The sequence below is a fragment of the Actinomycetes bacterium genome (assembly GCA_035506535.1).
Taxonomy (GTDB): Bacteria; Actinomycetota; Actinomycetes; order DATJPE01; family DATJPE01; genus DATJPE01.
The window spans coordinates 144,222-166,491 of the sequence record DATJPE010000063.1; the positions used below are offsets into that span (position 1 = coordinate 144,222).

At 73.6% G+C, this 22,270-nt stretch carries 22 protein-coding genes; 7 read left to right on the forward strand and 15 right to left on the reverse strand.

Annotation, left to right across the window (positions count from 1 at the left end; all coding sequences use genetic code 11):
- Position 1: 1 nt before the first annotated feature.
- Positions 2-808 (reverse strand): tyrosine-protein phosphatase, encoded by an 807-nt coding sequence (locus VMI11_09300; GenBank protein ID HTY72603.1) that lies wholly within the window; start codon positions 806-808, stop codon positions 2-4.
- A gap of 261 nt (positions 809-1,069) precedes the next feature.
- Between VMI11_09300 and VMI11_09305 the strand changes: the two genes are divergently transcribed.
- Positions 1,070-2,044 carry a phosphotransferase gene (locus VMI11_09305; protein HTY72604.1) on the forward strand — a complete coding sequence of 325 codons (975 nt, stop codon included), beginning with the start codon at positions 1,070-1,072 and terminating at the stop codon, positions 2,042-2,044.
- Between the two features lie 77 nt (positions 2,045-2,121).
- Here the strand turns inward: VMI11_09305 and VMI11_09310 are convergent, their stop codons facing one another.
- The 5 genes from VMI11_09310 to VMI11_09330 form a co-directional block, all read right to left on the reverse strand.
- Positions 2,122-2,409, reverse strand: coding sequence for a hypothetical protein (locus tag VMI11_09310; GenBank protein HTY72605.1), 288 nt, complete (start codon positions 2,407-2,409; stop codon positions 2,122-2,124).
- A 65-nt stretch (positions 2,410-2,474) separates the two neighbouring features.
- A complete protein-coding gene (locus tag VMI11_09315) occupies positions 2,475-2,945 on the reverse strand; it encodes a GNAT family N-acetyltransferase (protein HTY72606.1) in 471 nt (156 codons plus the stop codon).
- The gene (locus VMI11_09320; GenBank protein ID HTY72607.1) at positions 2,942-3,802 is read right to left on the reverse strand and encodes a transglutaminase family protein; all 861 of its coding nucleotides are present in this window, start codon (positions 3,800-3,802) and stop codon (positions 2,942-2,944) included. The genes VMI11_09315 and VMI11_09320 overlap by 4 nt, the downstream gene beginning before the upstream one ends.
- Positions 3,799-4,737, reverse strand: coding sequence for an alpha-E domain-containing protein (locus VMI11_09325; protein HTY72608.1), 939 nt, complete (start codon positions 4,735-4,737; stop codon positions 3,799-3,801). Before VMI11_09325 ends, VMI11_09320 begins: the two co-directional genes overlap by 4 nt.
- A 7-nt stretch (positions 4,738-4,744) precedes the next feature.
- On the reverse strand, positions 4,745-6,307 hold the full coding sequence (locus tag VMI11_09330) for a circularly permuted type 2 ATP-grasp protein (protein HTY72609.1): 1,563 nt from the start codon (positions 6,305-6,307) through the stop codon (positions 4,745-4,747).
- A 103-nt stretch (positions 6,308-6,410) separates the two neighbouring features.
- Here VMI11_09330 and VMI11_09335 point away from each other — a divergent pair, with 103 nt between their 5' ends.
- Entirely contained in the window at positions 6,411-7,394 is a 984-nt protein-coding gene (locus VMI11_09335; protein ID HTY72610.1) for an NAD(P)H-quinone oxidoreductase, read from the forward strand.
- A 90-nt stretch (positions 7,395-7,484) separates the two neighbouring features.
- On the opposite strand, the gene VMI11_09340 is transcribed toward VMI11_09335, so the two are convergent.
- Entirely contained in the window at positions 7,485-8,426 is a 942-nt protein-coding gene (locus VMI11_09340; protein ID HTY72611.1) for a GNAT family N-acetyltransferase, read from the reverse strand.
- Positions 8,427-8,518: 92 nt separating this feature from the next.
- Here VMI11_09340 and VMI11_09345 point away from each other — a divergent pair, with 92 nt between their 5' ends.
- The 3 genes from VMI11_09345 (at position 8,519) to VMI11_09355 (ending at position 11,503) form a co-directional block, all read left to right on the forward strand.
- Positions 8,519-9,085: a bacterial proteasome activator family protein gene (locus VMI11_09345; protein ID HTY72612.1), complete on the forward strand. Its 567-nt coding sequence runs from the start codon at positions 8,519-8,521 to the stop codon at positions 9,083-9,085.
- Positions 9,086-9,196: 111 nt separating this feature from the next.
- Positions 9,197-10,558 (forward strand): TrpB-like pyridoxal phosphate-dependent enzyme, encoded by a 1,362-nt coding sequence (locus tag VMI11_09350; GenBank protein HTY72613.1) that lies wholly within the window; start codon positions 9,197-9,199, stop codon positions 10,556-10,558.
- 12 nt (positions 10,559-10,570) lie between these two features.
- Entirely contained in the window at positions 10,571-11,503 is a 933-nt protein-coding gene (locus VMI11_09355) for a hypothetical protein (protein ID HTY72614.1), read from the forward strand.
- Positions 11,504-11,668: 165 nt separating this feature from the next.
- On the opposite strand, the gene VMI11_09360 is transcribed toward VMI11_09355, so the two are convergent.
- The 8 genes from VMI11_09360 to VMI11_09395 all read right to left on the reverse strand — a co-directional run bounded on the left by VMI11_09360 (position 11,669) and on the right by VMI11_09395 (position 20,329).
- The gene (locus VMI11_09360) at positions 11,669-12,505 is read right to left on the reverse strand and encodes an HAD family hydrolase (GenBank protein HTY72615.1); all 837 of its coding nucleotides are present in this window, start codon (positions 12,503-12,505) and stop codon (positions 11,669-11,671) included.
- Positions 12,502-13,773 carry a serine--tRNA ligase gene (serS, locus tag VMI11_09365; protein ID HTY72616.1) on the reverse strand — a complete coding sequence of 424 codons (1,272 nt, stop codon included), beginning with the start codon at positions 13,771-13,773 and terminating at the stop codon, positions 12,502-12,504. Before serS ends, VMI11_09360 begins: the two co-directional genes overlap by 4 nt.
- Positions 13,770-15,902 carry an EAL domain-containing protein gene (locus VMI11_09370; protein HTY72617.1) on the reverse strand — a complete coding sequence of 711 codons (2,133 nt, stop codon included), beginning with the start codon at positions 15,900-15,902 and terminating at the stop codon, positions 13,770-13,772. Before VMI11_09370 ends, serS begins: the two co-directional genes overlap by 4 nt.
- Positions 15,903-16,011: 109 nt before the next feature.
- The gene (pheA, locus tag VMI11_09375; protein HTY72618.1) at positions 16,012-16,962 is read right to left on the reverse strand and encodes a prephenate dehydratase; all 951 of its coding nucleotides are present in this window, start codon (positions 16,960-16,962) and stop codon (positions 16,012-16,014) included.
- Between the two features lie 13 nt (positions 16,963-16,975).
- Positions 16,976-17,479 carry a DUF4446 family protein gene (locus tag VMI11_09380; GenBank protein HTY72619.1) on the reverse strand — a complete coding sequence of 168 codons (504 nt, stop codon included), beginning with the start codon at positions 17,477-17,479 and terminating at the stop codon, positions 16,976-16,978.
- A 125-nt stretch (positions 17,480-17,604) separates the two neighbouring features.
- Complete coding sequence (locus VMI11_09385) at positions 17,605-18,585, reverse strand: DUF5926 family protein (protein ID HTY72620.1); 981 nt, start codon at positions 18,583-18,585, stop codon at positions 17,605-17,607.
- A 49-nt stretch (positions 18,586-18,634) separates the two neighbouring features.
- Positions 18,635-19,438 (reverse strand): glycerophosphodiester phosphodiesterase, encoded by an 804-nt coding sequence (locus VMI11_09390; GenBank protein ID HTY72621.1) that lies wholly within the window; start codon positions 19,436-19,438, stop codon positions 18,635-18,637.
- 27 nt (positions 19,439-19,465) lie between these two features.
- Positions 19,466-20,329, reverse strand: a complete 864-nt coding sequence (locus VMI11_09395) for a DNA-formamidopyrimidine glycosylase family protein (GenBank protein ID HTY72622.1) — start codon at positions 20,327-20,329, stop codon at positions 19,466-19,468.
- Between the two features lie 89 nt (positions 20,330-20,418).
- Between VMI11_09395 and VMI11_09400 the strand changes: the two genes are divergently transcribed.
- Positions 20,419-21,429 (forward strand): CAP domain-containing protein, encoded by a 1,011-nt coding sequence (locus VMI11_09400; GenBank protein ID HTY72623.1) that lies wholly within the window; start codon positions 20,419-20,421, stop codon positions 21,427-21,429.
- 21 nt (positions 21,430-21,450) lie between these two features.
- Positions 21,451-22,260 (forward strand): fused MFS/spermidine synthase, encoded by an 810-nt coding sequence (locus tag VMI11_09405; GenBank protein HTY72624.1) that lies wholly within the window; start codon positions 21,451-21,453, stop codon positions 22,258-22,260.
- The last annotated feature ends 10 nt before the right edge of the window (positions 22,261-22,270 follow it).

A 22,270-nucleotide genomic window follows, 5' to 3' on the forward strand; every position in this document is an offset into this window, starting at 1 on the left:
GTCAGTCGTGGCGCACGAAGACGTCACGCAGGCGCTGCCGGACGTCGCTGTCGAGGCCGAGCCCCTCGGCGAGGTAGCCCTCGACGGTCTCGTACCGCTGCCTCATCTCGGCGAGGGCGTAGTCCAGGTACTCGGGCCGCACGCCGAGCACCGCGGTCGGTATCGCCGGGTCGCCGCCCGCCGCCGCGAAGGCGTCGATGACCGGCTGATAGGAGGGGAGCACGTACTCGCTGCTGAGCAGGAAGTCGGCCATCACGTCGTCCTCGTCGACGCCGAGGAACAGCAGGAGGACGGCGGCCGCCCAGCCGGTGCGGTCCTTGCCGGTCGTGCAGTGGAACAGCGCCGGGTGCTGATCCGGTGTGGCCAGGTCGGTGAACAGACGGGCGTACGCGCGCTGCGCGCTGGGCAGCGACACGAAGTCGCGGTAGGCGTGCCGGAAATGGGCCTCGAGCCGGCCGCCGCCGAGCATCCGCTCCGCCTCGGGAACGTCCTCGAGGACGCTGATGAGCTTGGTCGGCGCCTCCCCCGGGACATCGGCGAACACGTCGAGGGGGACCAGCCGCGTGCCCTCGGGGAGCAGGTCGGGGGCACTGCGTCGTTCCGCCGCGCTGCGCAGGTCGTACACCGTGCGGATCCCCAACCGGGCGAACGCCTCCGAGGCATCCCCGCGGAGCTGGTCCAGCTTCGTGGAGCGATAGACCATCCCGGTCCGGACCACCCCTCCGTCGTCGGTCCGGTAACCGCCGACGTCGCGCAGGTTCGGCACGATGCCGAGGGCCCGGCCCGGACGGAGGTCCTGCTCGACCATCGACGACTCCCGCGGCAGACATGTCCGACTCCGACAGTGACGACAGTACGGGGCTGCGCCCGGCCGGCCGGCCGGACCCTCACGCCCCCGCCAGGGGCCGCTGGGCGACGCGCGGTTGCTGTTAGGCGTTCGGGAAGCTATTGGTCGCCGAACGCCTAACAGTTCGGGTCCGCGACTCGCGGCGAGGGGAGATCACGCAATCCTGCGCGAACGGCCACGCCCGCCCGGGACGTGGCAGGGTGGCCGGAACGAGGAGGCGCCATGCCGCTGCCCACCCTGGAGGAGCTGCTCGCCACTGCCGTCGACCGCGAGCCGATGGTCGACACCGCAGGGAAGTCCGGGGCGCTTCTCGAGCGGGTCAGGATCGACGGGACGGCGTACGTCCTCAAGCACCTCGATCGCACGCGCGACTGGACGTTGCGCAGCGCCGGCGTCCTCGACGGCGTCACGCCCACGCTGTGGGACCGCGGTCTGCTCGGCGCGCTGCCGGACTGCTTCGAGCAGCCGATCGTCGCGGTGGCCCGCACCCCGGTAGGGGCGAGCGTGCTGATGCGCGACGTCGGGCAGTGGCTGTTCCCGGTCTCCGACGAGCCGATCTCCCTCGAGCAGCACCTCCGAGTGCTCGACCACATGGCCCGGATGCATGCGGCCTTCTGGGACGCCGGGCCGGAGATCGACGTGGTTCCGGTGATGCACCGCTACCTCGACCTCTCGCCATGGACAGCGGAGGCCGAGGAGTGGCTCGGCGACCCGCCCCTGGTCCCCAGGCTGGTCGGGATCGGCTGGCCTCGGCTGGGGGAGGTCGCCCCGGCCGCCTACCGCGTCGTGGGGCCGCTCGCCCGCGACCCGGGTCTGCTGGTCGAGGCGTTGGCGGACACCCCGCAGACCTTCGTGCACGGCAACGTCAAGCTGGACAACCTCGGAGTCACGCCGGAGGGACGTACCGTCCTGCTCGACTGGGAGCTGTCGGGGCGCGGGGCTCCGGCCAGCGACCTGGCCTGGTACCTGGCGATCAACTGCCGGCGGCTGCCACAGTCGAAAGAGGCCGCCATCGGCGCCTACCGGGAGGCGCTCGAACGGCACGGAGTGGACACCGACGAGTGGTGGGAGCGCCAGGTGGCACTCTGCCTGCTGGGGGCGCTGGTCCAGTTCGGCTGGGAGAAGGCGCTCGGCGGCTACGACGCCGAGCTGGCCTGGTGGGAGGCGCGCGCCCTGGCCGCCGCGCACCTGTTGTGAGCCAGCCGTCTGCGCGACGCGCGGTACTTGTTAGGCGTTCGACGGGCTAGCGCGCGCCGAACGCCTAACATCTCGGGTCAGGCGAGGGCAGCGCGGCGGCGCCGGTCGTAGGCGCCGGAGCCGTACGTCATCGCGTCGAGGACCACCCCGCCCGCCACCACGAGCCAGCCCAGGCCGGAGACCCCGCCGAGGGGGGCGTAGGCGAAGACGTAGGCGAGGGAGGTCCAGGGCAGGAAGATGACCCCGAGCAGCGGGGCGAACCAGCCGCCGTGGAAGGCCACCGTCACCCGGTTGGTCCCCACCCAGGTGAGCAGGAACGCGAGGCGGGGTCCGAAGAGGCCGAGCACGACGAGGAAGCAGCACATGGCCGCTCACCCTAGCGAGGGACCGACGGGCGGGCGCCCAGGCCCGCCAACCTGCCGGCGAGCGCTCAGGCCAGGTCCTTGCCGAAGCAGCGGTTCCTGGGGCTGTCCCGGTAGTAGCCGTAGCCCGGGATGGGTGTCCACCCCGCGGAGGTGTAGAGGGCCAGCGCCTCGGGCTGGGCGGCCCCGGACTCCAGCACGGCTCGGCGGTACCCCGCCGCGGCCGCCCGTGCCTCCAGCTCGGCGAGCAGGACGCGGGCGATGCCGCGACGGCGCCAGGCCCGGCGGACGTACATGCGCTTGACCTCGGCGGTGCGCTCGTCGAAGCGGCGGTACGCGCCGCAGGCCACGGCGTCCCCGTCGACCAGTCCGAGCAGGAAGGCTCCGTCGGGCTCGGCGAACTCCACCGGGTCGACGGGGGTACGGTCCGGGCCGCCGTAGCGCTCGACGTACTCCTCCTGGACTTCCTCGACGAGCACGCGCAGGAGCGGGTCGTCGTACGGCACGACCCGCCACGTCACGGCGGGGGTGGGAGTCACGCCAGGCGCGTGATGTGCACGCCGACGCCGACCGATGTCGAGGATGCCCCGCGGTAGACCCCCTTCAGAGGCGGGACGTCGTCGTAGTCGCGGCCGCGGGCCACGACCACGTGGCGCTCCCCCGGCTGGGTGCCGTGGGTCGGATCCCACCCCACCCACGACCCGACCCAGGCCTCGACCCAGGCGTGGCTCTGCCCTTCGGCGGTCGTCCCGACCTCGGCGTGCGGGGCCGGGTGGACGTAGCCGGAGACGTAGCGGGCCGGCAGGCCGGCCTCGCGCAGCATCCCCAGGCTCAGGTGCGCCAGGTCCTGGCAGACCCCGGCCCGCTGGTCGTAGGCCTCCTGCGCGCTCGTGCGCACCCCCGTCGCGCCGCGCACGTAGGCGACCGTCTCGCGCACCCAGCCGGTGATCGCCTGCGCGGCACCCAGCGGGTCCTGCCCGGAGGCGAGCTCACGCGCACGGACCGCCAGGTCGCCGTCCACCGCGGTGAGCGGGGTCGGCACCGCGAGCTCGTACCAGCGCTCGGCGGCGGCCGCCAGCTGGGGCCAGTCCAGCGGTTGCGGCAGCGGCGGGGCCGGGGAGGTCTCGACGACGCTGCTCCCTGTCACCTCGAGCACGTCGTGCGGCTCGTGCAGGTCGAAGACGGTGACGTGCGAGCCCCAGTAGTCCCAGTAGCGCCAGAGGTTCGCCGGCGGGCTGATCTCGACCCGCGACTCCAGCGTCGTCTGGCTGGGCAGGGTGAGCGGGGTGAGCCGTGCCTCGTTGTACGACGCCCGCGCGCTGCCGGCGTACCTGAACCCGGTGCGGTGCTGGATGCGCAGCCGCCAGCCGGGGGTGGTCAGCGGGCCCGCCGTCACGACGCCCCCTCCTGGGCCCACGCGACCGGGGCGGCGTACTGGAAGTACCTCGTCGCCACCGCGCGCGACGCCTCGAGGCACGCCGACTGCACGATCGCGAGCTGCTGCGGCAGGGTCGAGAGCAGCGCGGCGCGGTCGACGTACTCCAGCCCGGTCCGGGTCCGGCCGATCACCCGCCGCGCGGGGTCGCCGACGCCCGCGCGCTCCACGCCCGGCTCGAGCTCCAGCAGACACTGCTCGGCGGACTCCAGCGCGGCCACGACCGAGCGCGGGAAGAGCCGGTCGAGCAGGAGGAACTCCGCGACGTCCTCCGGGCGGCGCGCGCCTCGATAGGTGCGCACGAAGGTCTCGTCGGCGCCGCAGGCCCGCAACAGGGTCGACCACGAGGGCGCGTGCTCGGCGTCCACGACCCTGGTCGCGAGCAGGCGCGCGGTCATGTCGGCCCGCTCGAGGCTGCGACCGAGCACGAGGAACTGCCAGCCGTCGTCATGGCTCATCGACGACTCCGCGAACCCGTTGACCACCGCCGCACGCTCGCGCATGTAGGCCAGGAAGCCGTGCGGCCCCATCCGCTGGGCCGACCGTCGCTGGCCCGGGATCGCGTGCCACGTGGCGTTCAGCGCCTGCCACAGCTCGGAGGAGATGGTCTCGCGTGCCCCTCGCGCGTTCTCCCGTGCGGCGTTCCATGCGCCCGCGATGGCCGACGGGTTCTCGGGGTCGAACGCGAGCAGGTCGATGACCGTGCTCGTGCCCGCGACGTCGTCCGGTACGTCGACACCGAGGATCTGCAGCAGTGAGCGGCTCGCCGCCACCTCGTCGATCCACGGGTTCTCGAGCAGGCGGTGCACGTAGGCGTCGAGGAAGCGCGAGGTGTCGTCGGCCCGCTCGATGTAGCGGCCGATCCAGAACAGCGACTCGGCGATGCGGCTCAGCATGGTGGTCTCACTGCTGCTGCCCGCCCTGGTCGAGCACTGGTCCGAGGTCGCGCTCCACCTCGCCGAGACGGGGCAGCGACACCGGGACCACGCCCAGCGGCTCCGAGCCGACCTCGGGTGTCGTGTCCACCGGCTCGTGCTCCGGGGCGAGCACCCAGGTGTCCTTCGAACCGCCGCCCTGGCTCGAGTTCACGACCAACGCCCCCTCCGGCAGCGCCACTCGCGTCAGCCCGCCGGGGAGCACCCACACCTCCCGCCCGTCGTTGACCGCGAACGGCCGCAGGTCGACGTGCCGGGGCGCGATGCGTTCCCCGATCAGCGTCGGTGAGGTCGACAGCGCGACCGGGCGCTGGGCGATCCAGCCCCGCGGGTCGGCGGCGACCGTGGCGTGCAGCGTGCGCAGCTCCTGCTCCTCGGCGAAGGGCCCGATGACGATCCCCTTGCCGCCCGCGCCGTCGACCGGCTTCAGCACGAGCTGGTCGAGCTCGGAGAGCACCCACCGAAGCGTCTCCTGGTCCTCGAGCCGATAGGTCTCCACGTTGGCGAGGACCGGCTCCTCGGAGAGGTAGTAGCGGATGAGGTCGGGCACGTAGCTGTAGACGAGCTTGTCGTCGGCGGCTCCATTGCCGACCGCGTTGGCGATGGTGACGTTGCCGGCACGGGCCGCGTTGAGCAGCCCGGGCGGGCCGAGCACCGAGTCGGGGCGGAAGTGCAGCGGGTCGAGGAACTCGTCGTCGATGCGGCGGTAGATGACGTGGACCGGCCGCTCGCCGTGCGTCGTACGCATCCGAACCCGGTTGCCGGAGCACACGAGGTCGCGCCCCTCCACGAGCTCGACGCCCATGAGGCGGGCGAGCAGCGCGTGCTCGAAGTAGGCCGCGTTGTAGACCCCGGGGGTGAGCACGACGACCTCGGGATCGGTGACGCCGGCCGGGGCGGCGGCGCGCAGGGCGGCGAGCAGCCGCGCCGGGTACTCATCGACGGGGTACACCCGGTGCGTCGCGAACAGTCCGGGGAACAGCTGCGTCATGGCCCGGCGGTTCTCGATGACGTAGCTGACCCCGGACGGGACGCGCAGGTTGTCCTCGAGGACGCGGAAGGCGCCCTGCTCGTCGCGGATCAGGTCGACGCCGGCCACATGGATGCGCACCCCGTTCGGCGGCTCGATGCCATACACCTCTCGGCGCAGCTGCGACCCGGACATCACGACCCGCCGGGGCATCACCCCGTCGGCGAAGACCTCGCCCTTGCCGTAGAGGTCCGCGAGGAACGCCTCGAGCGCCGCGACGCGCTGGCGGACCCCGCGCACCACGTGCGCCCACTCGGCCCCGTCGATGATCCGCGGCAGCAGGTCGAGGGGGAACGGCCGCTCCTCGCCCGCGTGGGCGAAGGTGACCCCGCGGTCGGTGAACAGCCGGCTCAGCTGCTCGGCGCGGTAGCGCAGGTCCGCGGCTCCCAGCGGCTCCAGCGCCGCGAACAGCGCCTCGTACGTCGCGCGCGGCCTCGCATCGGTGGCGAACATCTCGTCCCAGGCGTCGCCGAGCGCGTAGTCGCTGAAGAGCTCGGGCACGCGGACAGGCTAGAGACAACGACGTTTCCGCGCAGTAGACGCCCGCGATGCGGAGCGGCACACCCTCTCCGGGCCTGGCCCGCGCCGATGGGATTCTGGAGGCGTGAAGGCCATCGTGATCGAGACTCCCGGCGGACCTGACGTGCTGTCCTGGCAGGACGTACCGGATCCTCGACCGGGGCCGGGCGAGGTGCTCGTCGAGGTCGCCGCGAGCGCCGTGAACCGAGCCGACCTGCTGCAGCGGCGCGGCCACTACGACCCGCCGCCCGGTGCCTCGCCCTACCCGGGCCTGGAGTGCTCGGGACGCGTCGTCGAACTCGGCGAAGGCGTCTCCGGCCTGGATCTGGGGGAGCCGGTCTGCGCCCTGCTCAGCGGCGGGGGCTACGCGGAGCGCGTCGCCGTACCGGCCGGCCAGGTGCTGCCTCTCCCCTCCGGGGTCGACCTGCTCGCGGCCGCGGCGCTTCCCGAGGTCGCCTGCACGGTGTGGTCGAACGTGTTCATGCTGGCCGCGCTGCGTCCCGGCGAAGTGCTGCTCGTCCACGGCGGCGGGTCGGGCATCGGGACGATGGCGGTCCAGCTCGGCCGAGCGGTCGGCGCGCGGGTCGCGGTCACGGCCGGCAGCGCGGAGAAGCTCGCACGCTGCCGGGAGCTCGGCGCCGAGATCCTCGTCGACTACCACCGGCAGGACTTCGTGGCGGCCGTTCGCGCCGCGACCGGCGACCACGGCGCCGACGTGGTGCTCGACATCATCGGCGCGAAGTACCTGGCGCGAAACGTCGAGGTGCTCGCTCCGAACGGGCGCCTCGTCGTCGTGGGCCTGCAGGGCGGGACGAAGGCCGAGCTGGACCTGGCCGCGCTGATGACCCGCCGCGCGGCGATCCTCGTCACGACCCTGCGCGGCCGCCCGGCGGAGGAGAAGGCAGCCGTGTGCTCCTCCGTCGTCGAGCACGTCTGGCCACTGGTCGAGTCCGGTCAGGTGCGCCCCGTCGTCGACCGGGTCGTCCCGATGCCCGCGGCCGCGGAGGCGCACCGGGTCGTCGAGGCGAGCGAGCACGTCGGCAAGGTGCTCCTCCAGGTCCCCCGCTGACGCCTCGTCCCGGTTCGGCTCGCATCGGTTGCGTGCTGTGCCCTGTCATGCGTTTCGACAGTCCCGTTCTGCGAAGCGCATGACGGCGGGTCAGGGCAGCGGGAGCTCGTAGGCCTCGACGGTCTGCGCGGCGGACATGCCGACCGAGGCGTACAGCGCGGGGGCGCCGGTGCCGTTCTCGGTGTCCACGCCGAGCCGTAGGGCGATCCGGCCCCGCCGCCGCGCCTCCTCGAAGGCGGTCAGGAGCAGCGCCCGGGCAAGGCCCCGGCCCCGGTACGGAGCCAGCACGCCGAGCATGCTGACGTAGGCGGTGTCGGACTCGGCCAGGGTGTCGTCGCCGAGGAGGGCACCCGCCGGTACGCCGTCGACGCGGGCCAACCACCACTGGGTCGGGTCGTAGCCCCGGTTGCTCACCCACGCGATCCACTCGGGCCACGGGTGCCGGACGTGGCGCCAGTGCCCCTCGAACGCCTCCTCCAGCACCTCGTGCAGCTCGCGCTGCGCGGCCTCGTCGGGGCCGACGACCGTGATCGTCGTGCCCTCGGGCAGCACCGGGGCCTGCGGGCGCGCGGTCCGCAGGTCCAGGTGCATCCGGTGGAAGCGCCGGACGGGGGCCAGCCCAGCGGCACCGAGCGCGGCGACGTACGCCGCGTCGTCGACGTAGGCGCCGCCCAGGCAGACCCATCCGGGCTCTGCCGAGCGAGCGACCGCGACCCCGCGGGCGTACCGCACGCCGTGCTCCAGCAGCAGCGCCAGGAGGTCGGTCGGCGAACCGGGGCGGGCGTAGGCGTCGACCCGAACCTCGCGTCCCGGCGGGTCGACCTCGGTGGCCACGAAACCGACGACCTCACCACGGTCGTCCACGGCGACCCGTACGCCCTCCCGCATGTCCACGCCGGGGCCCTCCAGCAGCGTGCGGACCTCCTCGTGGGTGGTCACGAGGTCGGGGTGCACGGCCTGCTCGGCCTCGAACGCGATCCGCCACAAGGGCTCGAGGTCCTCGGGGAGGCGGAGGGGGCGCAGCTCGGTCACAGCAGCCGAGCATCGCGCGCGGACCGGCGTCGCGCACGGCATTTCCCGGGACCCCGCGCCCCCGGGTCGGGCGGAAGGGGTTGGATGTCCCCATGAGCGAGCCGCCCGAGGACCAGGAGGTCATCATCGTCGGCCCCGGTGGGCAACCGGTCTCCCGGCTCGTCCCCGGCCCTTCGGGCATCCTGGTCCCGCAACCCGAGGGGGGCGAGCCCCCGCCCGAGCCGGAGGGCAACCCGATCACCGACGTGATCGAGCAGCCGGCGAAGGTCATGCGCATCGGCAGCATGATCAAACAGCTGCTCGACGAGGTGCGCGCGGCCCCGCTGGACGAGGCCGCGAGGACCCGGCTCCGTGACATCCACCGGCGCTCGGTGATCGAGCTGGAGGACGGCCTGTCCCCGGAGCTGCGTGAGGAGCTCGACCGCCTCGCGCTGCCGTTCTCCCAGGACGCCGTGCCGTCGGACAGCGAGCTGCGCGTCGCCCAGGCCCAGCTCGTCGGGTGGCTCGAGGGGCTCTTCCACGGCATCCAGACTGCGCTCTTCGCCCAACAGATGGCCGCCCGGGCGCAGCTGGAGGAGATGCGCCGGCGGGCGCTGCCGCCCGGGTCGGTGCCACCCCAGGACGAGGACGGCACCGGGCGCCCCGGCCAGTACCTCTGACCGCCCGGGGGCGGTCGGTGGACCCACCGGCCGGCGGCCGTACGGCGCTTCGCCCAGGTCGGCGTGCGGAACGTCTGACACGTGTCGAACGGCGCGGGTACGTTGCCAGGCATGGCCGACCAGCACAAGATCACCCTCGACGAGTCGGAGATGCCGACGCGTTGGTACAACGTCATCCCCGACCTGCCGGCACCGCCACCGCCGCCGCTGCACCCGGGGACCCTGCAGCCGGTCGGACCAGACGACCTCGCGCCGCTGTTCCCGATGGACCTCATCCTCCAGGAGGTGACCGGCGAGTCCTACGTCGACATCCCCGACGAGGTCCTCGACGTCTATCGGCAGTGGCGGCCCTCCCCGCTCTACCGCGCCCACCGCCTCGAGCGAGCGCTCGGCACCCCGGCGCGGATCTACTACAAGTACGAGGGGGTCTCGCCGGCCGGCTCGCACAAGCCGAACACCGCGGTCCCTCAGGCCTTCTACAACGCCAAGGCGGGCGTCCGGAAGATCACGACCGAAACCGGCGCGGGCCAGTGGGGAACCGCCCTGGCCTTCGCGTGCGCACTCTTCGGGATCGAGTGCGAGGTCTGGCAGGTCGGCGCGAGCTATGACCAGAAGCCGTACCGGCGCCTCATGATGGAGGTCTTCGGCGCTACCGTGCACCGCTCACCGTCGGACCTCACCGCCGCGGGCCGGGCCATCCTCGCCGAGAGCCCGCGGCATCCGGGATCGCTCGGGATCGCGATCTCGGAAGCGGTCGAGGTGGCGGCGTCCGAGCCAGAGACGCGCTACGCCCTCGGCAGCGTGCTCAACCACGTCCTCCTCCACCAGACGATCATCGGCGAGGAGGCGCTTCGCCAGTTCGCCAAGGTCGGGGAGTCGCCGGACCTGCTGGTCGGCTGCACCGGCGGCGGGTCCAACTTCGCCGGTCTGTCCTTCCCGTTCCTGCGCGAGAAGCTCGCCGGCCGGATGAACCCCACCATCCGCGCCGTCGAGCCGGCGTCGTGCCCGTCGCTGACCCGTGGCGCCTACGCCTACGACTTCGGTGACACGGCGGGCATGACGCCGCTGCTCAAGATGCACACCCTCGGCCACGACTTCGTACCGGACCCGATCCACGCCGGAGGCCTGCGCTACCACGGCATGTCACCGCTCATCTCGCACATCTACGAGCTGGGACTCATGGAGGCGATCGCCGTGCCGCAGAGCGAGTGCTTCGCGGCGGGCGTGCAGTTCGCGCGGACGGAGGGGATCCTCCCCGCGCCCGAGCCGACGCACGCCATCGCCGCCTGCATCCGGGAGGCGTTGGCGTGCAAGGAGTCCGGGGAGGAGAAGGTCATCCTCACCGCGCTGTGCGGGCACGGCCACTTTGACCTGTCGGCGTACGAGGCGTACCTGTCGGGCGCGATGACCGACGAGGACGTACCCGACGCCCGCTTCGCCGCCGCGCTCGCGAGCGTCCCCGCCGTCGGCTGAGCGCGGCCGGCGGTGGATCTCACGGAGGTCGCCGACGGCCTGTACGCGCTACCGCCCGACGCGTTCCTGACCGCGCGCGACGCGCTGGCCCGGGCCGCTCCCGACCGTTCGACCGCGGCCTCGATCAGGGCGCTGCGCAAGCCCACGGTCGCCGCGTGGGCGCTCAACCACCTGGTCCGGGCAGACCGCGAGTCGGTCGAGCAGCTGGTCGGCCTCGGCGCGCAGCTGCGCAGGGCGCACGAGGCCTTGGCCGGAGCGGACCTTCGCGCGCTGGGCCGCCAGCGTCACCAGCTCGTCCGCGCTGTCGCCGCCCATGCCGCCGAGCTGGCAGCGGAGGCCGGGCAGACGTTGAGCCGTCCGCAGCTGGACCAGGTCACCACCGCGCTCGACGCCGCTCTCACCGATGCCGGCACCGCGGCCGCGCTGCTCGCCGGTCGGCTGAGTGTCGCCCCCGGGTATGCCGGGGCGTCCCCGACCGGCGCTGACCCCGTCGGCGCTGGCCCCGTCGGCGCTGGCGAGTCTGGCCCGGCACCTGCCCGACCAGAGAAGTCCCCGACCGGCGCTGGCACGTCTGGCCCGGCACTCGCCGGCTCCGGGCCGAGCGCCTCCGGGGCGAACGTGGTCAGCCTCGTCCCACCTCCCGCCGGCTCCTCGGCGTCGAGCGCGGAGGACCGGGCCCGCGCCAGCCGGGCCGTGTCCGACGCCGAGCGCGAGCTGGAGCAGGCGGTGGCGCAGCGCGTACAGGCCCGCGAGGTCCTGGCCTCCGCCCACCTGCGCGCCGGGCTGGCCGAGGAGCGCCTGCAGGCCGCCCAGGACGAGGCCGAGCTGGCCCGCGCCGAGGAGGACGCCGCCATCCGTCACGAGCGCGAGGCCACCCGCTCCGAGGAGATCGCCACCCTGCACCTCGACCAAGCCCGTGCCCACGCCGCCACCCTCGGTCTCTGACCTCCCCCGGACCTTTCGAATGAACGCGGCGTTCATCCAATAGGTCCGCAGCAATGCCGCGTTCAGTCGGAGAGGACGGCGCGGAGAAGACGGGGCGGAGGGGGCGGAGAAGACGGGGGCGGAGGGGGCGGAGGGGGCAGAGGGGACGGAACGGGGGAGCGCGGGTCAGGCTGGCGGGAACCAGCGGGTGAGCACGTGGGCGACGCCGTCGTCGTGGGCGCTCAGGGTGACCTCGTCGGCGGCGTCCTGGACCTCGAGGACGGCCTCACCCATGGCCACGCCGTGGGCGGCCCAGGCGATCATCTCCAGGTCGTTGCGCCCGTCCCCGAAGGCAGCCGTACGCCCGCCCGGCACGCCGAGCTCCTCGCGCAGGACCTCCAGGGCCGACGCCTTGGAGACCCCCGGGGGCATGACGTCGAGCCAGGCGGAGTAGCCGATCGCGTAGTTGACCCCGTGCAGCCCGGCCGCCTCCACCCGCGCGACGAACTCCTCCAGCTCGGCCCCCGGCCAGCGCACCACCATCCGGGACACCGGCCTGGCGACGATCTCCTCCACCGGGAGCACGAGCTGCTCCCCGCTGACCTCGTCCGGCGGGAACGGCCGGGTGACCGCGTAGCCCAGCCCCGGGCGCTCCACCGCGACGATCGCCTCGGGCAGGGACTGCTGGATGATCCGTACGGCGGGGCCGCAGTCGAAGGTCACCGCGTGCAGCACCTCCAGGCGTTCGGGTACCGCCGTCACGGCGCCGTTGCTGCACACGGCCGGCTGGTCGCCGAGCCCCAGCTGGACCGCGACGTCGCGGACCCCGAGCACGCCTCGCCCGGTCGCGAGGACCACGTGGGCGCCCTCAGCGCGGGCCCGCGCCACTGCCTCGACGACGGCCGGTGACACCTCGTCGGTCTCAGCCCGTACCGCCGTGCCGTCGATGTCGAGCGCGACCAGCGCGGGGCGCCACCCGGGCAGCAGCCCCACCGGCAGGTCGGCACCCGCCGCGGGGCTCACGACGGCGTGAGGACCTCGCGGCCCCCGACGTACGGCCGCAACGCCTCCGGGACCCGCACCGAGCCGTCCGCCAGCTGGTGGTTCTCCAGGATGGCGACCAGCCAACGGGTCGTGGCCAGGGTGCCGTTCAGCGTGGCGACCGGGGCCGTGCGGCCGTCCGCCCCACGCGTCCGTACGTCCAGGCGGCGCGCCTGGAACGTCGTGCAGTTCGACGTCGACGTCAGCTCGCGGTAGCGCCCCTGGCTTGGCACCCAGCCCTCGCAGTCGAACTTGCGCGCCGCGCTGGAGCCCAGGTCACCGGTCGCCACGTCGATCACCCGGTAGGGCACCTCGACCTTGGCGAGCATCTCCTGCTCCCAGGCGAGCAGCCTCTGGTGCTCCTCGGCAGCGTCCTCGACCCGGGTGAACGCGAACATCTCCACCTTGTCGAACTGGTGCACGCGGATGATCCCGCGGGTGTCCTTGCCGTAGGAGCCCGCCTCGCGACGAAAGCACGACGACCACCCCGCGTAGCGCAGCGGCAGCGAGTCGGCGTCCAGGATCTCGCCCATGTGGTACGCCGCCAGCGGCACCTCCGAGGTCCCGACGAGGTAGAGGTCCTCCTCCGGCAGCCGGTAGACGTTCTCTGCGGCCTGGGCCAGGAACCCGGTGCCCTCCATCGCCTCCGGCTTGACCAGGACCGGGGTGATGACCGGGACGAAGCCGGCCGACACGGCCTGGGTCATGGCCAGCTGGAGCATCCCCAGCTGAAGCAGCGCACCGACCCCGGTGAGGTAGTAGAAGCGCGCCCCCGACACCTTCGCCCCCCGGTCGGTGTCGATGGCACCGAGCAGCTCGCCGAGCTCCAGGTGGTCGCGCGGCTCGAAGCCCTCCGCGGCGAAGTCGCGCGGCGTCCCCACGTGGGTCAGGACGGTGTAGTCCTCCTCGCCGCCGACCGGCGCCGCCGGGTCGACCACGTTGGACAGCGCACGGAGCAGCTGGTCGGCGCGCGCGTCGGCGGCCTCGCGCTCCGCCTCGGCCGACCGGACGTCAGCGGCCAGCCGCTGGGCCTGCTCGAGCAGCGCCTGCTTCTCCTCGCCCGAGGCCTGGGCGACCTGGCGACCGAGGGTCCGCTGCTCGGCGCGCAGCGCGTCGTACGCCGTACCCGCCCGACGCCGGGCCTCGTCCGCCGCGACCAGCTCGTCGACGAGCTCCACCGGCTCGCCGCGGGCGCGCTGCGACGCTCGTAGCGTGTCCGGGCTCTCGCGCAGGAGGCGGAGGTCGATCACGCCCCCGAGCGTACCGACGAGCCCTTCGCCCGCTGCCGACGCTGGGGGGCCGCCCGCTGGTCGATCAGCTCGAGCACCGCCGGCAGCTCGCTCGCCGAGACGGCGCGCGACCACAGGAAGCCCTGGCCCACGTCGCAGCCCAGGCTGCGCAGCCGCTCGGTCACGGCCGGCTCCTCCACCCCCTCGGCGACGGCGACCAGGTTGAACTCGTGGGCGAGGTCGATGATGGCCTTGACCAGGACCGCGCCGCCCTCGTCACGCGCGAGGTCGGCGACGAAGGACCGGTCGATCTTGAGCGTCGACAGCGGCATCGAGCGCAGCTGGCTCATCGACGTGTTGCCGATCCCGAAGTCGTCGACGGCGACGTCGATCCCGAGCGCGGTGAGCCGCAGGAGCATGTCCCGGGCCCGCTCGGGGTCCTCCACGATCGCCGACTCGGTGATCTCGAACTCCAGCATCCTGGCATCGAGCCGGTACTCGACGAGCAGGTCGCGGACGAACACGGCGAGGTCGGTCTCGGCCAGGTTGCGCGCGGAGAGGTTGACCGCGACCGGCAGCGTCTGGCCCTCGGCGGCCCACGCGGCGACCTGCTCCGCGACCAGGCGCAGCACCCGCTGCGTGAGCGAGGCGACCAGACCCGTCTGCTCGGCGAGCGGGATGAACTCCCCCGGCGGCACGAGGCCGCGCAGCGGGTGCCGCCACCGCAGGAGCGCCTCGAGCCCGCACACGCGGCCGGTCGCCAGGTCCACCTTGGGCTGGTAGTACATGCACAGCTGGTCGTTGTCGTCGAGGGCTCGACGCAGGTCACCCAGCAGCACCAGCCGGTTGGGGCTGTTGAGGTCGCCGGCCGGCGTGTACACCTCCGGCCCGGCTCGCATGGACTTGGCGGTGTACATCGCGACGTCGGCCCGCTGCAGCAGCGAGGTGATGTCGGCGGCGTGCTCGGGCAGGGCGGCGTACCCGACGGAGGTGTCGACGTGGAGCACGAGCCCGTCGAGGTCGAACGGCTGGGAGAAGACGTCCTGGACGCGCCCGGCGATCGCCGCGGTCTCAGCGACGCCGTGGGTGGCCGGCAGCAGGATCGCGAACTCGTCGCCGCCGAGCCGGGCGACCGTGTCGGTGTCGCGGACCACCTCCTTGAGGCGCCGGGCGACCTCGACGAGCAGCGCGTCACCCCGAGGGTGCCCGAGGGTGTCGTTGACCTCCTTGAACCGGTCGATGTCGAGGAGGATCAGCCCCACCGAGTCGCCGCTGCGCGCGCTCGCGGCCGCGGCCCGCTCGAGCCGCTCGTTGAGCAGCCGCCGGTTCGGCAGCCCGGTCAACGGGTCCAGCAGGGCCAGCCGCGCCGTCTCCGCCGCCTGCCGTCGCAGGGTACGGCTGGCGTTCCAGACGGTCCGGAACAGCAGCAGCCACAGCAGGGCCAGACCGGCCACGACGACGAGGGCGACGATGCGGACGGAGTGGACGAGGGCGGCCTCGGTGGCCCGGTAGTCCAGCTCCACCTCGGCCACCCCGACCCGCTGGCCGGTCGCGTCGGTGACGGGGACGTAGACGTCGAGGACCGCCCGGTTGTGGATCTCCTGGGTCGTGACCGGCGCGTCGGTAATGCCCGGTGAGGCCCCGGCGGCTCCACCGCTGCCGAGCGGGGCGGCGGGCCTGCTCGCCGCGCCAACCGTGAGCTCGTGGGTCACCGCCGCCGCCGACCGGTCGTCGTTCAGGACCTGGTCGAGCCGGGCGGTGTCGGCGAAGCCCGCGGCCGCCGTCCGGGTGTCCCAGAGCAGCTCGCCGCTGTCGTTCCACAGCCGAAGGCCCAGCAGCGGCTGACCCGGACCGGCCTGCAGTCCCTGCTTCGGGTTCGCGTCTGGCTGCAGCCCCATCTGCTCGGCCAGGGCGACCAGCCCCGGGTCGTCGTAGGCGAGCTGGTGGTCGCCCCGGAAGGCGTTGAGGACGCTTCGGTCCGCGTCGAGCTTGAGCCGCACGTACGTCTCCGCCGTCCGCGCGCCGTCGTTCAGCGCCTGCTCGCGCAGCAGCGACGTACAGGCGACGACCAGGCCGACCCCGAGCACGACCATGGCCAGCAGGCTCACCGCCGAGAAGGTGACGATGAGGCTCGACCGACGCCGGCGCACAAGGCCCCCTTCGCGGCGTGCTTGACGTGACCTTTGGGCATCGACGCCGTCCACCGTGTCCTTGAGCCGGGTGTGACCGACACCGCGGCGCTCCGGGCCGGCCCGAAGGTCAGGGGCGGCCCTCGCGTACCCGGGCGAGCCAGGCCTGGGCGTCGCGGTACTCCTCGTCGGACACACCACGGCGCAGGATCGGGCGTACCCCGTCCACGCGGGGGAAGGAGCCGAGGAAACGCACCTCGGCGCAGACCCGGCGCAGGCCCATCAAGGCCTCGCCGACCCGCGCGTCGTCGACGTGGCCCTCACAGTCGATGCTGAAGAAGTAGTCGCCGATCCCCCCGCCGGTGGGGCGTGACTCGATACGGGTGAGGTTGATGCCGCGCACCGCGAACTCGGTGAGGATCTCCATCAGCGCACCGGGGTGGTCCTGGCCGATGTAGAGCACGAGCGAGGTCTTGTCCGCGCCGGTGGCCGCGGGCGGCGCGGCCGGCCCCGACACGAGCACGAAGCGGGTCTCCGCCGACGGGTTGTCGCCGACCCCCTCGGCGAGCACCGCGAGGCCGTACACGCTCGCCGCGAACGGCGCGCTCACCGCGCCGTCCCACTGCGCCGTGCCGTCGGCGAGCGCCGCTGCGGCGGCTGCCGTCGACGTCGTCGGCACCACCGCGACCCCCGGCAGGTGCTCGGCGAACCAGCGGCGGGTCTGCGCCTCGGCGTGCGGGTGGGTCCCCACCCGCCGTACATCCCCGAGGGTGGTTCCCGGCCGGGCGAGCAGCGCGAAGGTGACGGGCAGGACCGCCTCGCCGACGACGGTCAGCGGCTGCCCGGTGGCCAGCTCGTCGAGGGTCTGCGCCACGGCCCCTTCGACGGAGTTCTCGACGGGCACCATGGAGGCGGCGACCTCGCCGGAGCGGACGGCGGCGATGGCTGCGGCGACGCCGGCGTACGGCCGCAGCTCGACGCCTTCCGGCGGGCCGGCCGCCTCCTCGGTCACGCCCAGGGAGGCCAGCAGCGCGGCCTCGGCGAAGGTCCCCTCCGGACCCAGGTAGCCGTACGTCGTCACGCCCGGCCCCCGCTCATGTCCGGTTCCGCCGGGCGTCGCGCATCGCCCAGCCGACAACCTGCTCCTCCTCCGGGGACAGCGAGGCCTCGCTCGTGCCGGCCTTGACGCCCTTCGCGTAAGTCCGGGTCTCCGAGCGACCGTTGATCGAGGTCAGGACCAGGCCGTCGCCCTGGTCGTCGAGCAGCGCCACGGAGAAGGAGAGGCGCCCGCCCATGTCGCTGAACGCGTCGTAGCGCACCACGGCGATGTGACTGATCGCGTCGGCAAGGCCCGCGTCGACCTGGTCCAGCCGGGCCTGCACCGAGGCGACGTCGGCCCGCAGGGCGTCCACCTCCTGGGTCTTGCGGGCCACCGCGTCGACGAAGGAGGTCTTGCCGTCCTCCCCCTGCAGGACGGTGTAGGCGCGGCGCATCCGCCGAAGACGTACCCCCAGGGCCACCGCGAGGATCAGCGCGAGCCCGCCCGCCACCGCCCCGGCCAGCGCGAGGTACTGCACCACGTTGGGGTCGAGGGACACGCGAGCACACCTTCGATCGGGGAGGGCCGCCCACACGCTACCGGCCCCCGTTCTTCTGACTGAACGCGGCGTTCAGTCGGTCCTATTGGAGGAATGCCGCGTTCAGTCGAAAAGGGGGCGGGGGGTCAGCGGAGGGTGAGCTGGCGGCTGACCAGGCCGCCACGTGCGCGGCGCTGCTCGTCGGTGAGCGGGCCTGCGGCGGCCAGCGCGTCGTCGAGGCGGGCCCGCCAGTCGAGCGCGGGCTGCTCCACCGCCTCGGCGTAGGTCTGCGCGGGCAGGTCCCACACCGGCACCACGAGCCCGTGGGCGCGGAACGCGCCGACGTAGCGGCCGTCCGGACCGAGGTCCAGCCCGCCGGCCACCTTGAGCCTGGCCAGGGCGTCCAGGAGGGCCTCCTCCGGATCGGGCAGGACCCAGCGCAGGTGGCTGCGCTCGGCCATCCGGGCCAGGTACGCCGCCTCGACCGACGTGAGCCGCTCGGTCGGCACGACGGCCGCGTTGGCCCGGTCCATCGACGCGCGGGTCTCGGCATCGACCGACCGCCCGCCCTCAGCGTCCTCCGTGGGCATTCCCTCGAGCCAGAAGTCGAAGCCGCCGCGGACCTCGACGAGCAGCGCCGCCCCGAGGTCGAGGACGTCCTGCAGACGCGGTCCCGGCCCGGGCAGCCCCTGCGGCGCGATCGGTGTCCCGGGCTCGGCGTCCAGCGCGCGCAGCAGCGCGGCCGCGACGTCTCGGCTCACGTCCCCCGACCCGCTGTGCACCTGCAGGCCCACGAACACCTGACCGTCGGTGCGCACCATGGCGGGCCACGCCAGCGGCAGCACGGTCGACAGGGTGGCGGTTCGTCCGGCGAGGTCCCCGGCCAGGTGAAGCGGTGCGGTCGCCGCCGGAACGATCTCGCGCAGCGCCACCCAGTCGGTCTCTCCGGGCAGCCCCTCGAACGGGCGCTCGACGAGGTGCTGGTCGGCGTGCGCGAGGTCGCGTCCGTGGCAGGCCTTGTACCGGCGCCCGGAGCCGCAGGGGCAGGGCTCGCGCGCCCCCACGGCCGGGACGCCCACGGTCTCGCCCACGGTCGGCCGAGGAGCGGGGGCTCGACGCTTGCTCATGACGAGGCAGGCTAGCGCGCATCCTCGGAGACCCTCGGCGCCGCCGTTCTCACCTCGCTGCGAGCTCGCGCAGCACGTCGGCCGGCCGGTTCGTGATGATCGCGTCGACGCCGAGGTCGAGGCAGCGCCGGACGTCGTCGGGGTCGTCGACGGTCCACACGTGGACCTCGTTGCCATGCGAGCGTGCCCGTTCGACATAGTGCGGGTGGGCGCGGACGACGTCGATCGACGGGCCGGCGATCCGCACCCCGGCGGGCAGCGTCCCGTCGCGAAGGCGCAACGGCACCCGTTCCATGAGATAGACGACCGCGACGCTCGGGGCCAGCGAACGCATCCGACGCAGCGACAGCCACGAGAAGGACATGACCCGGACCGGGCTCGGGTTGCCGAGCCGCGGATGAGCCCACCCGAAGCGGTCGAGGACCTCGACCACGCGGCGCTCGACGAGACCGGCATAGCGGGTCGGGTGCTTGGTCTCGATCGCGACCTCCACGGGGCGCCCTGCGTCGGCCACCAGCTCGAGCAGACGTTCCAGCGTGAGCACCCGCCGCCGGTCCGCGTACGCCGGATCGGCGGGCGGCTCGAAGCCGTCCCGCCAGGCGCCGAAATCGAGCTCGTCGAGCTGGGCGAGCTCGAGGGTCGAGACCACGCCGCGGCCGTCGCTCGTCCGGTCCACCGTACGGTCGTGCACGCAGACGAGATGGCCGTCGGCGGTCAGCCGTACGTCGCACTCGAGGCCGTCGGCACCCGCCTCGAGCGCGCGCCGGTACGCCGCCAGGGTGTGCTCGGGGGCCTCGGCCGACGCTCCCCGATGAGCGACGACCCGGACCCGGTGGGGCGCGTCGGAGGCCACGAGCGCCCATCATGCCGTCGGGCCGGGTCAGCGCAGCAGCCGGGACAGCCGCCGGTCCGCGAGTGGCTTGCCCCCGGTCTGGCAGGTGGGGCAGTACTGCAGCGAGGAGTCCGCGAAGCTCACCTCGCGGACGGTGTCCCCGCAGACCGGGCAGGGCAGCCCGGTACGCCCGTGGACGCGCATCCCGACCTTCTTCTCGCCCTTGAGGTCGGCCGCGGCGAGGCCTCGGGAGCGCACTACGGCGTCCTCCAGCGTCGATACGACGGCGACCCGAAGGGCCTCCCGCTCGTCGGGATCCAGCGTCCCCGCGAGCTTGAACGGCGACATGCGCGCGACGTGCAGGATCTCGTCGCTGTAGGCGTTCCCGACGCCGGCGATGACGGACTGGTCACGCAGCAGGCCCTTGAGCTGGGTACGCGCGTGCTCGGTGACGATCTCGTCGAACACCTCCGACGTGAAGCCGGGCGAGAGCGGGTCGGGGCCTAGCCGGGCGATGCCCTCCACCTGCCCGACGTCGTGCACGACGTAGACCGCGAGCTTCTTCTGGGTCCCCTGCTCCGTGACGTCGAAACCGGAGCCGTCGTCGAGGTGCACCCGCAGGGCCAGCGGTCCGCGCCCGGGGCCGACCGGAGTGCGCGGCAGCTCCTCACGCCAGCGAAGCCACCCGGCGCGGGCGAGGTGGATGACCAGGTGCAGGCCGTCGACGTCGAGGTCGAGGAACTTGCCGTGCCGGCCCACATCGGTGACCTCGAGCCCGGCGAGGGCGCTCGGCGGCGGGTCGTAGGTCTTGAGGACGCTGATCGCCGCCACGTCGACACGGGCGACGACCCGCCCCGCGGTCCGCTCGCGCAGGAAGGCGGCGAGGGCCTCGACCTCGGGCAGCTCCGGCACCCACCCAGCGTAGGCAGCCGGGTGACGTGACGGCGGAGTTCACCCGATCGGTGTAGCCGGTCGCGGCCGTGGGCACCGACAACCCTGACATGGCCGTGCCCGACACCACGCTCGACGTGCCTGTCCGGACGCGGTCTGACGGGGGTCGACGACGGCGGCCGAAGCGCTGGGCAGGAGCGCTGGCCGCCGTCGTCGGCGCCGCCGTGGTGATCGGGGCACTCGCACCGGCAGCCGGCGTACGAGCCGGCGCCAGCCCCGGACAGTTCGTCTCCCTGACCAACGGGGCTCGCTCCGCGAACGGGGTGCACGCCCTCGCGAGCGCCGGCGACCTGGCATCGATCGCGCAGCGGCAGGCCCAGCGGATGGCCGACAAGGGACAGCTCTTCCACAACCCGAACCTGGCCAGCGAGGTGAAGAACTGGCAGAAGGTGGGCGAGAACGTCGGCTACGGTCCCGACGTCCAGAGCATCCACAACGCCTTCATGCACTCACCCCCGCACCGCGCCAACATCCTCGACTCCGACTTCACCCAGATCGGCGTCGGCGTGGTCGTGAAGAACGGCGTCGTCTGGGTGTCCGAGGTCTTCCGCGAGCCAGCGGGCAGTGCCTCGACACCGAAGCATCACCACGCCCCGACGCCGAAGCCATCACCGTCGCCGAAGGCGAAGGCGAAGGCGAAGGCGAAGCCCACCCGCCACGCGTCCTCGAAGGCGACGAAGCGGACCACCGCAACCCATCACGCCACCGCGTCGGCGACCGCGGCGTCGACGACCGCCGCGCGCGCCCACCGAACGGCCCGCAAGGCCCACCGTCACGCCGTCACCACGGCACCGGCCCTCCTATGGCCGAAGCGGTACGGCCCGCCGCCCTTCCCCGCCCTCGCGCTCATCGCGCACCTGGCGTCCTCCGGCGCCGAGACGTCCCCATCGCCCGCGTCGTCCGTCGCCGCCGCCTCGGCGAGCCCCGTCCCAGGCGCGTCCGGCTCCCCGCCGGCTCCAACGCCACCCGCGTCCGCGGGGAGCGGGTCCCAGCCGCCAGTCGGTGGGATCGCCGCCGCCGTCACGGCCGCGGTGTCCCTGCTGCTCGGCTCCACCGGCTGATCCCGGCCCCACACTGGGGCCGTGGAACGCGTCGAGCTGCTGCGCGACGTCGACCGCCCGAGCGGCTGGTTGCTGCTCGTCGACGGCGTCCCGCAGTCCTACGTCGACCCGACCGACCCGGCGTACCTCGACTTCGACTACGTCCGCGCCATCGCCGGCCTCGTCGACCTCGCCCTCCCACGACCGCGGCCCCTGTCCGCGGTGCACGTCGGCGGAGGGGGCCTGACGCTGCCCCGGTGGCTGGCCGCGACCCGACCGGGCTCGATCCAGCTCGTGCTGGAGCCCGACACGGAGGTCACCGCCGAGGTGCGCCGCGTGCTGCCGCTGCCGAGACGAAGCGGCATCCGGGTACGGGGCCAGGGCGGGCGCGAGGCCCTGGCCTCCCGGCCTGACGCGAGTGCGGACCTCGTGGTCCTCGACGCCTTCGAGGAGGGTCGGGTGCCCTTCGAGCTCACCACCACCGAGTACGTCCGCGAGGTGGCCCGCGTCCTGCGTCCCGGCGGGACCTACGTCGTCAACCTCGCGGACGCGCCTCCGCTGACCTTCGCCCGGCGCGCGGTACGGACCGTCCGGGAGGTCTTCGCGGGCGAGGTCACGGTGCTCGCGCACGCCTCGGTCGTCCGGCGCCGAAGGCACGGGAACGTCGTCATCGCCGCGGGAGCACCGGTCGACTCCGCCGTCCTGGGGAGGAGCCTGCGATCCGACCCGTTCGCCCTCACGCCGGTGGCGGACGTGGACCGCTTCGTGGGTGGCCTTCCCCCGCTGCGCGACGGAGATCCGCCGCCCGCTCAGGGCGGGCCGGTCGACGGGTGGCGCATCCCGCGGATGTGAGAGGCGCCCC

What these genes read in the sequence shown, in the direction of transcription:
- VMI11_09305 (HTY72604.1), top strand. Translation starts at nt 1,070, where the DNA reads ATGCCGCTGCCCACCCTGGAGGAGCTGCTCGCCACTGCCGTCGACCGC.
- VMI11_09310 (HTY72605.1), bottom strand. Translation starts at nt 2,409, where the DNA reads ATGTGCTGCTTCCTCGTCGTGCTCGGCCTCTTCGGACCCCGCCTCGCG.
- VMI11_09325 (HTY72608.1), bottom strand. Translation starts at nt 4,737, where the DNA reads ATGCTGAGCCGCATCGCCGAGTCGCTGTTCTGGATCGGCCGCTACATC.
- VMI11_09385 (HTY72620.1), bottom strand. Translation starts at nt 18,585, where the DNA reads ATGAGCAAGCGTCGAGCCCCCGCTCCTCGGCCGACCGTGGGCGAGACC.
- VMI11_09350 (HTY72613.1), top strand. Translation starts at nt 9,197, where the DNA reads ATGGCCGACCAGCACAAGATCACCCTCGACGAGTCGGAGATGCCGACG.
- VMI11_09345 (HTY72612.1), top strand. Translation starts at nt 8,519, where the DNA reads ATGAGCGAGCCGCCCGAGGACCAGGAGGTCATCATCGTCGGCCCCGGT.
- VMI11_09300 (HTY72603.1), bottom strand. Translation starts at nt 808, where the DNA reads ATGGTCGAGCAGGACCTCCGTCCGGGCCGGGCCCTCGGCATCGTGCCG.
- VMI11_09400 (HTY72623.1), top strand. Translation starts at nt 20,419, where the DNA reads ATGGCCGTGCCCGACACCACGCTCGACGTGCCTGTCCGGACGCGGTCT.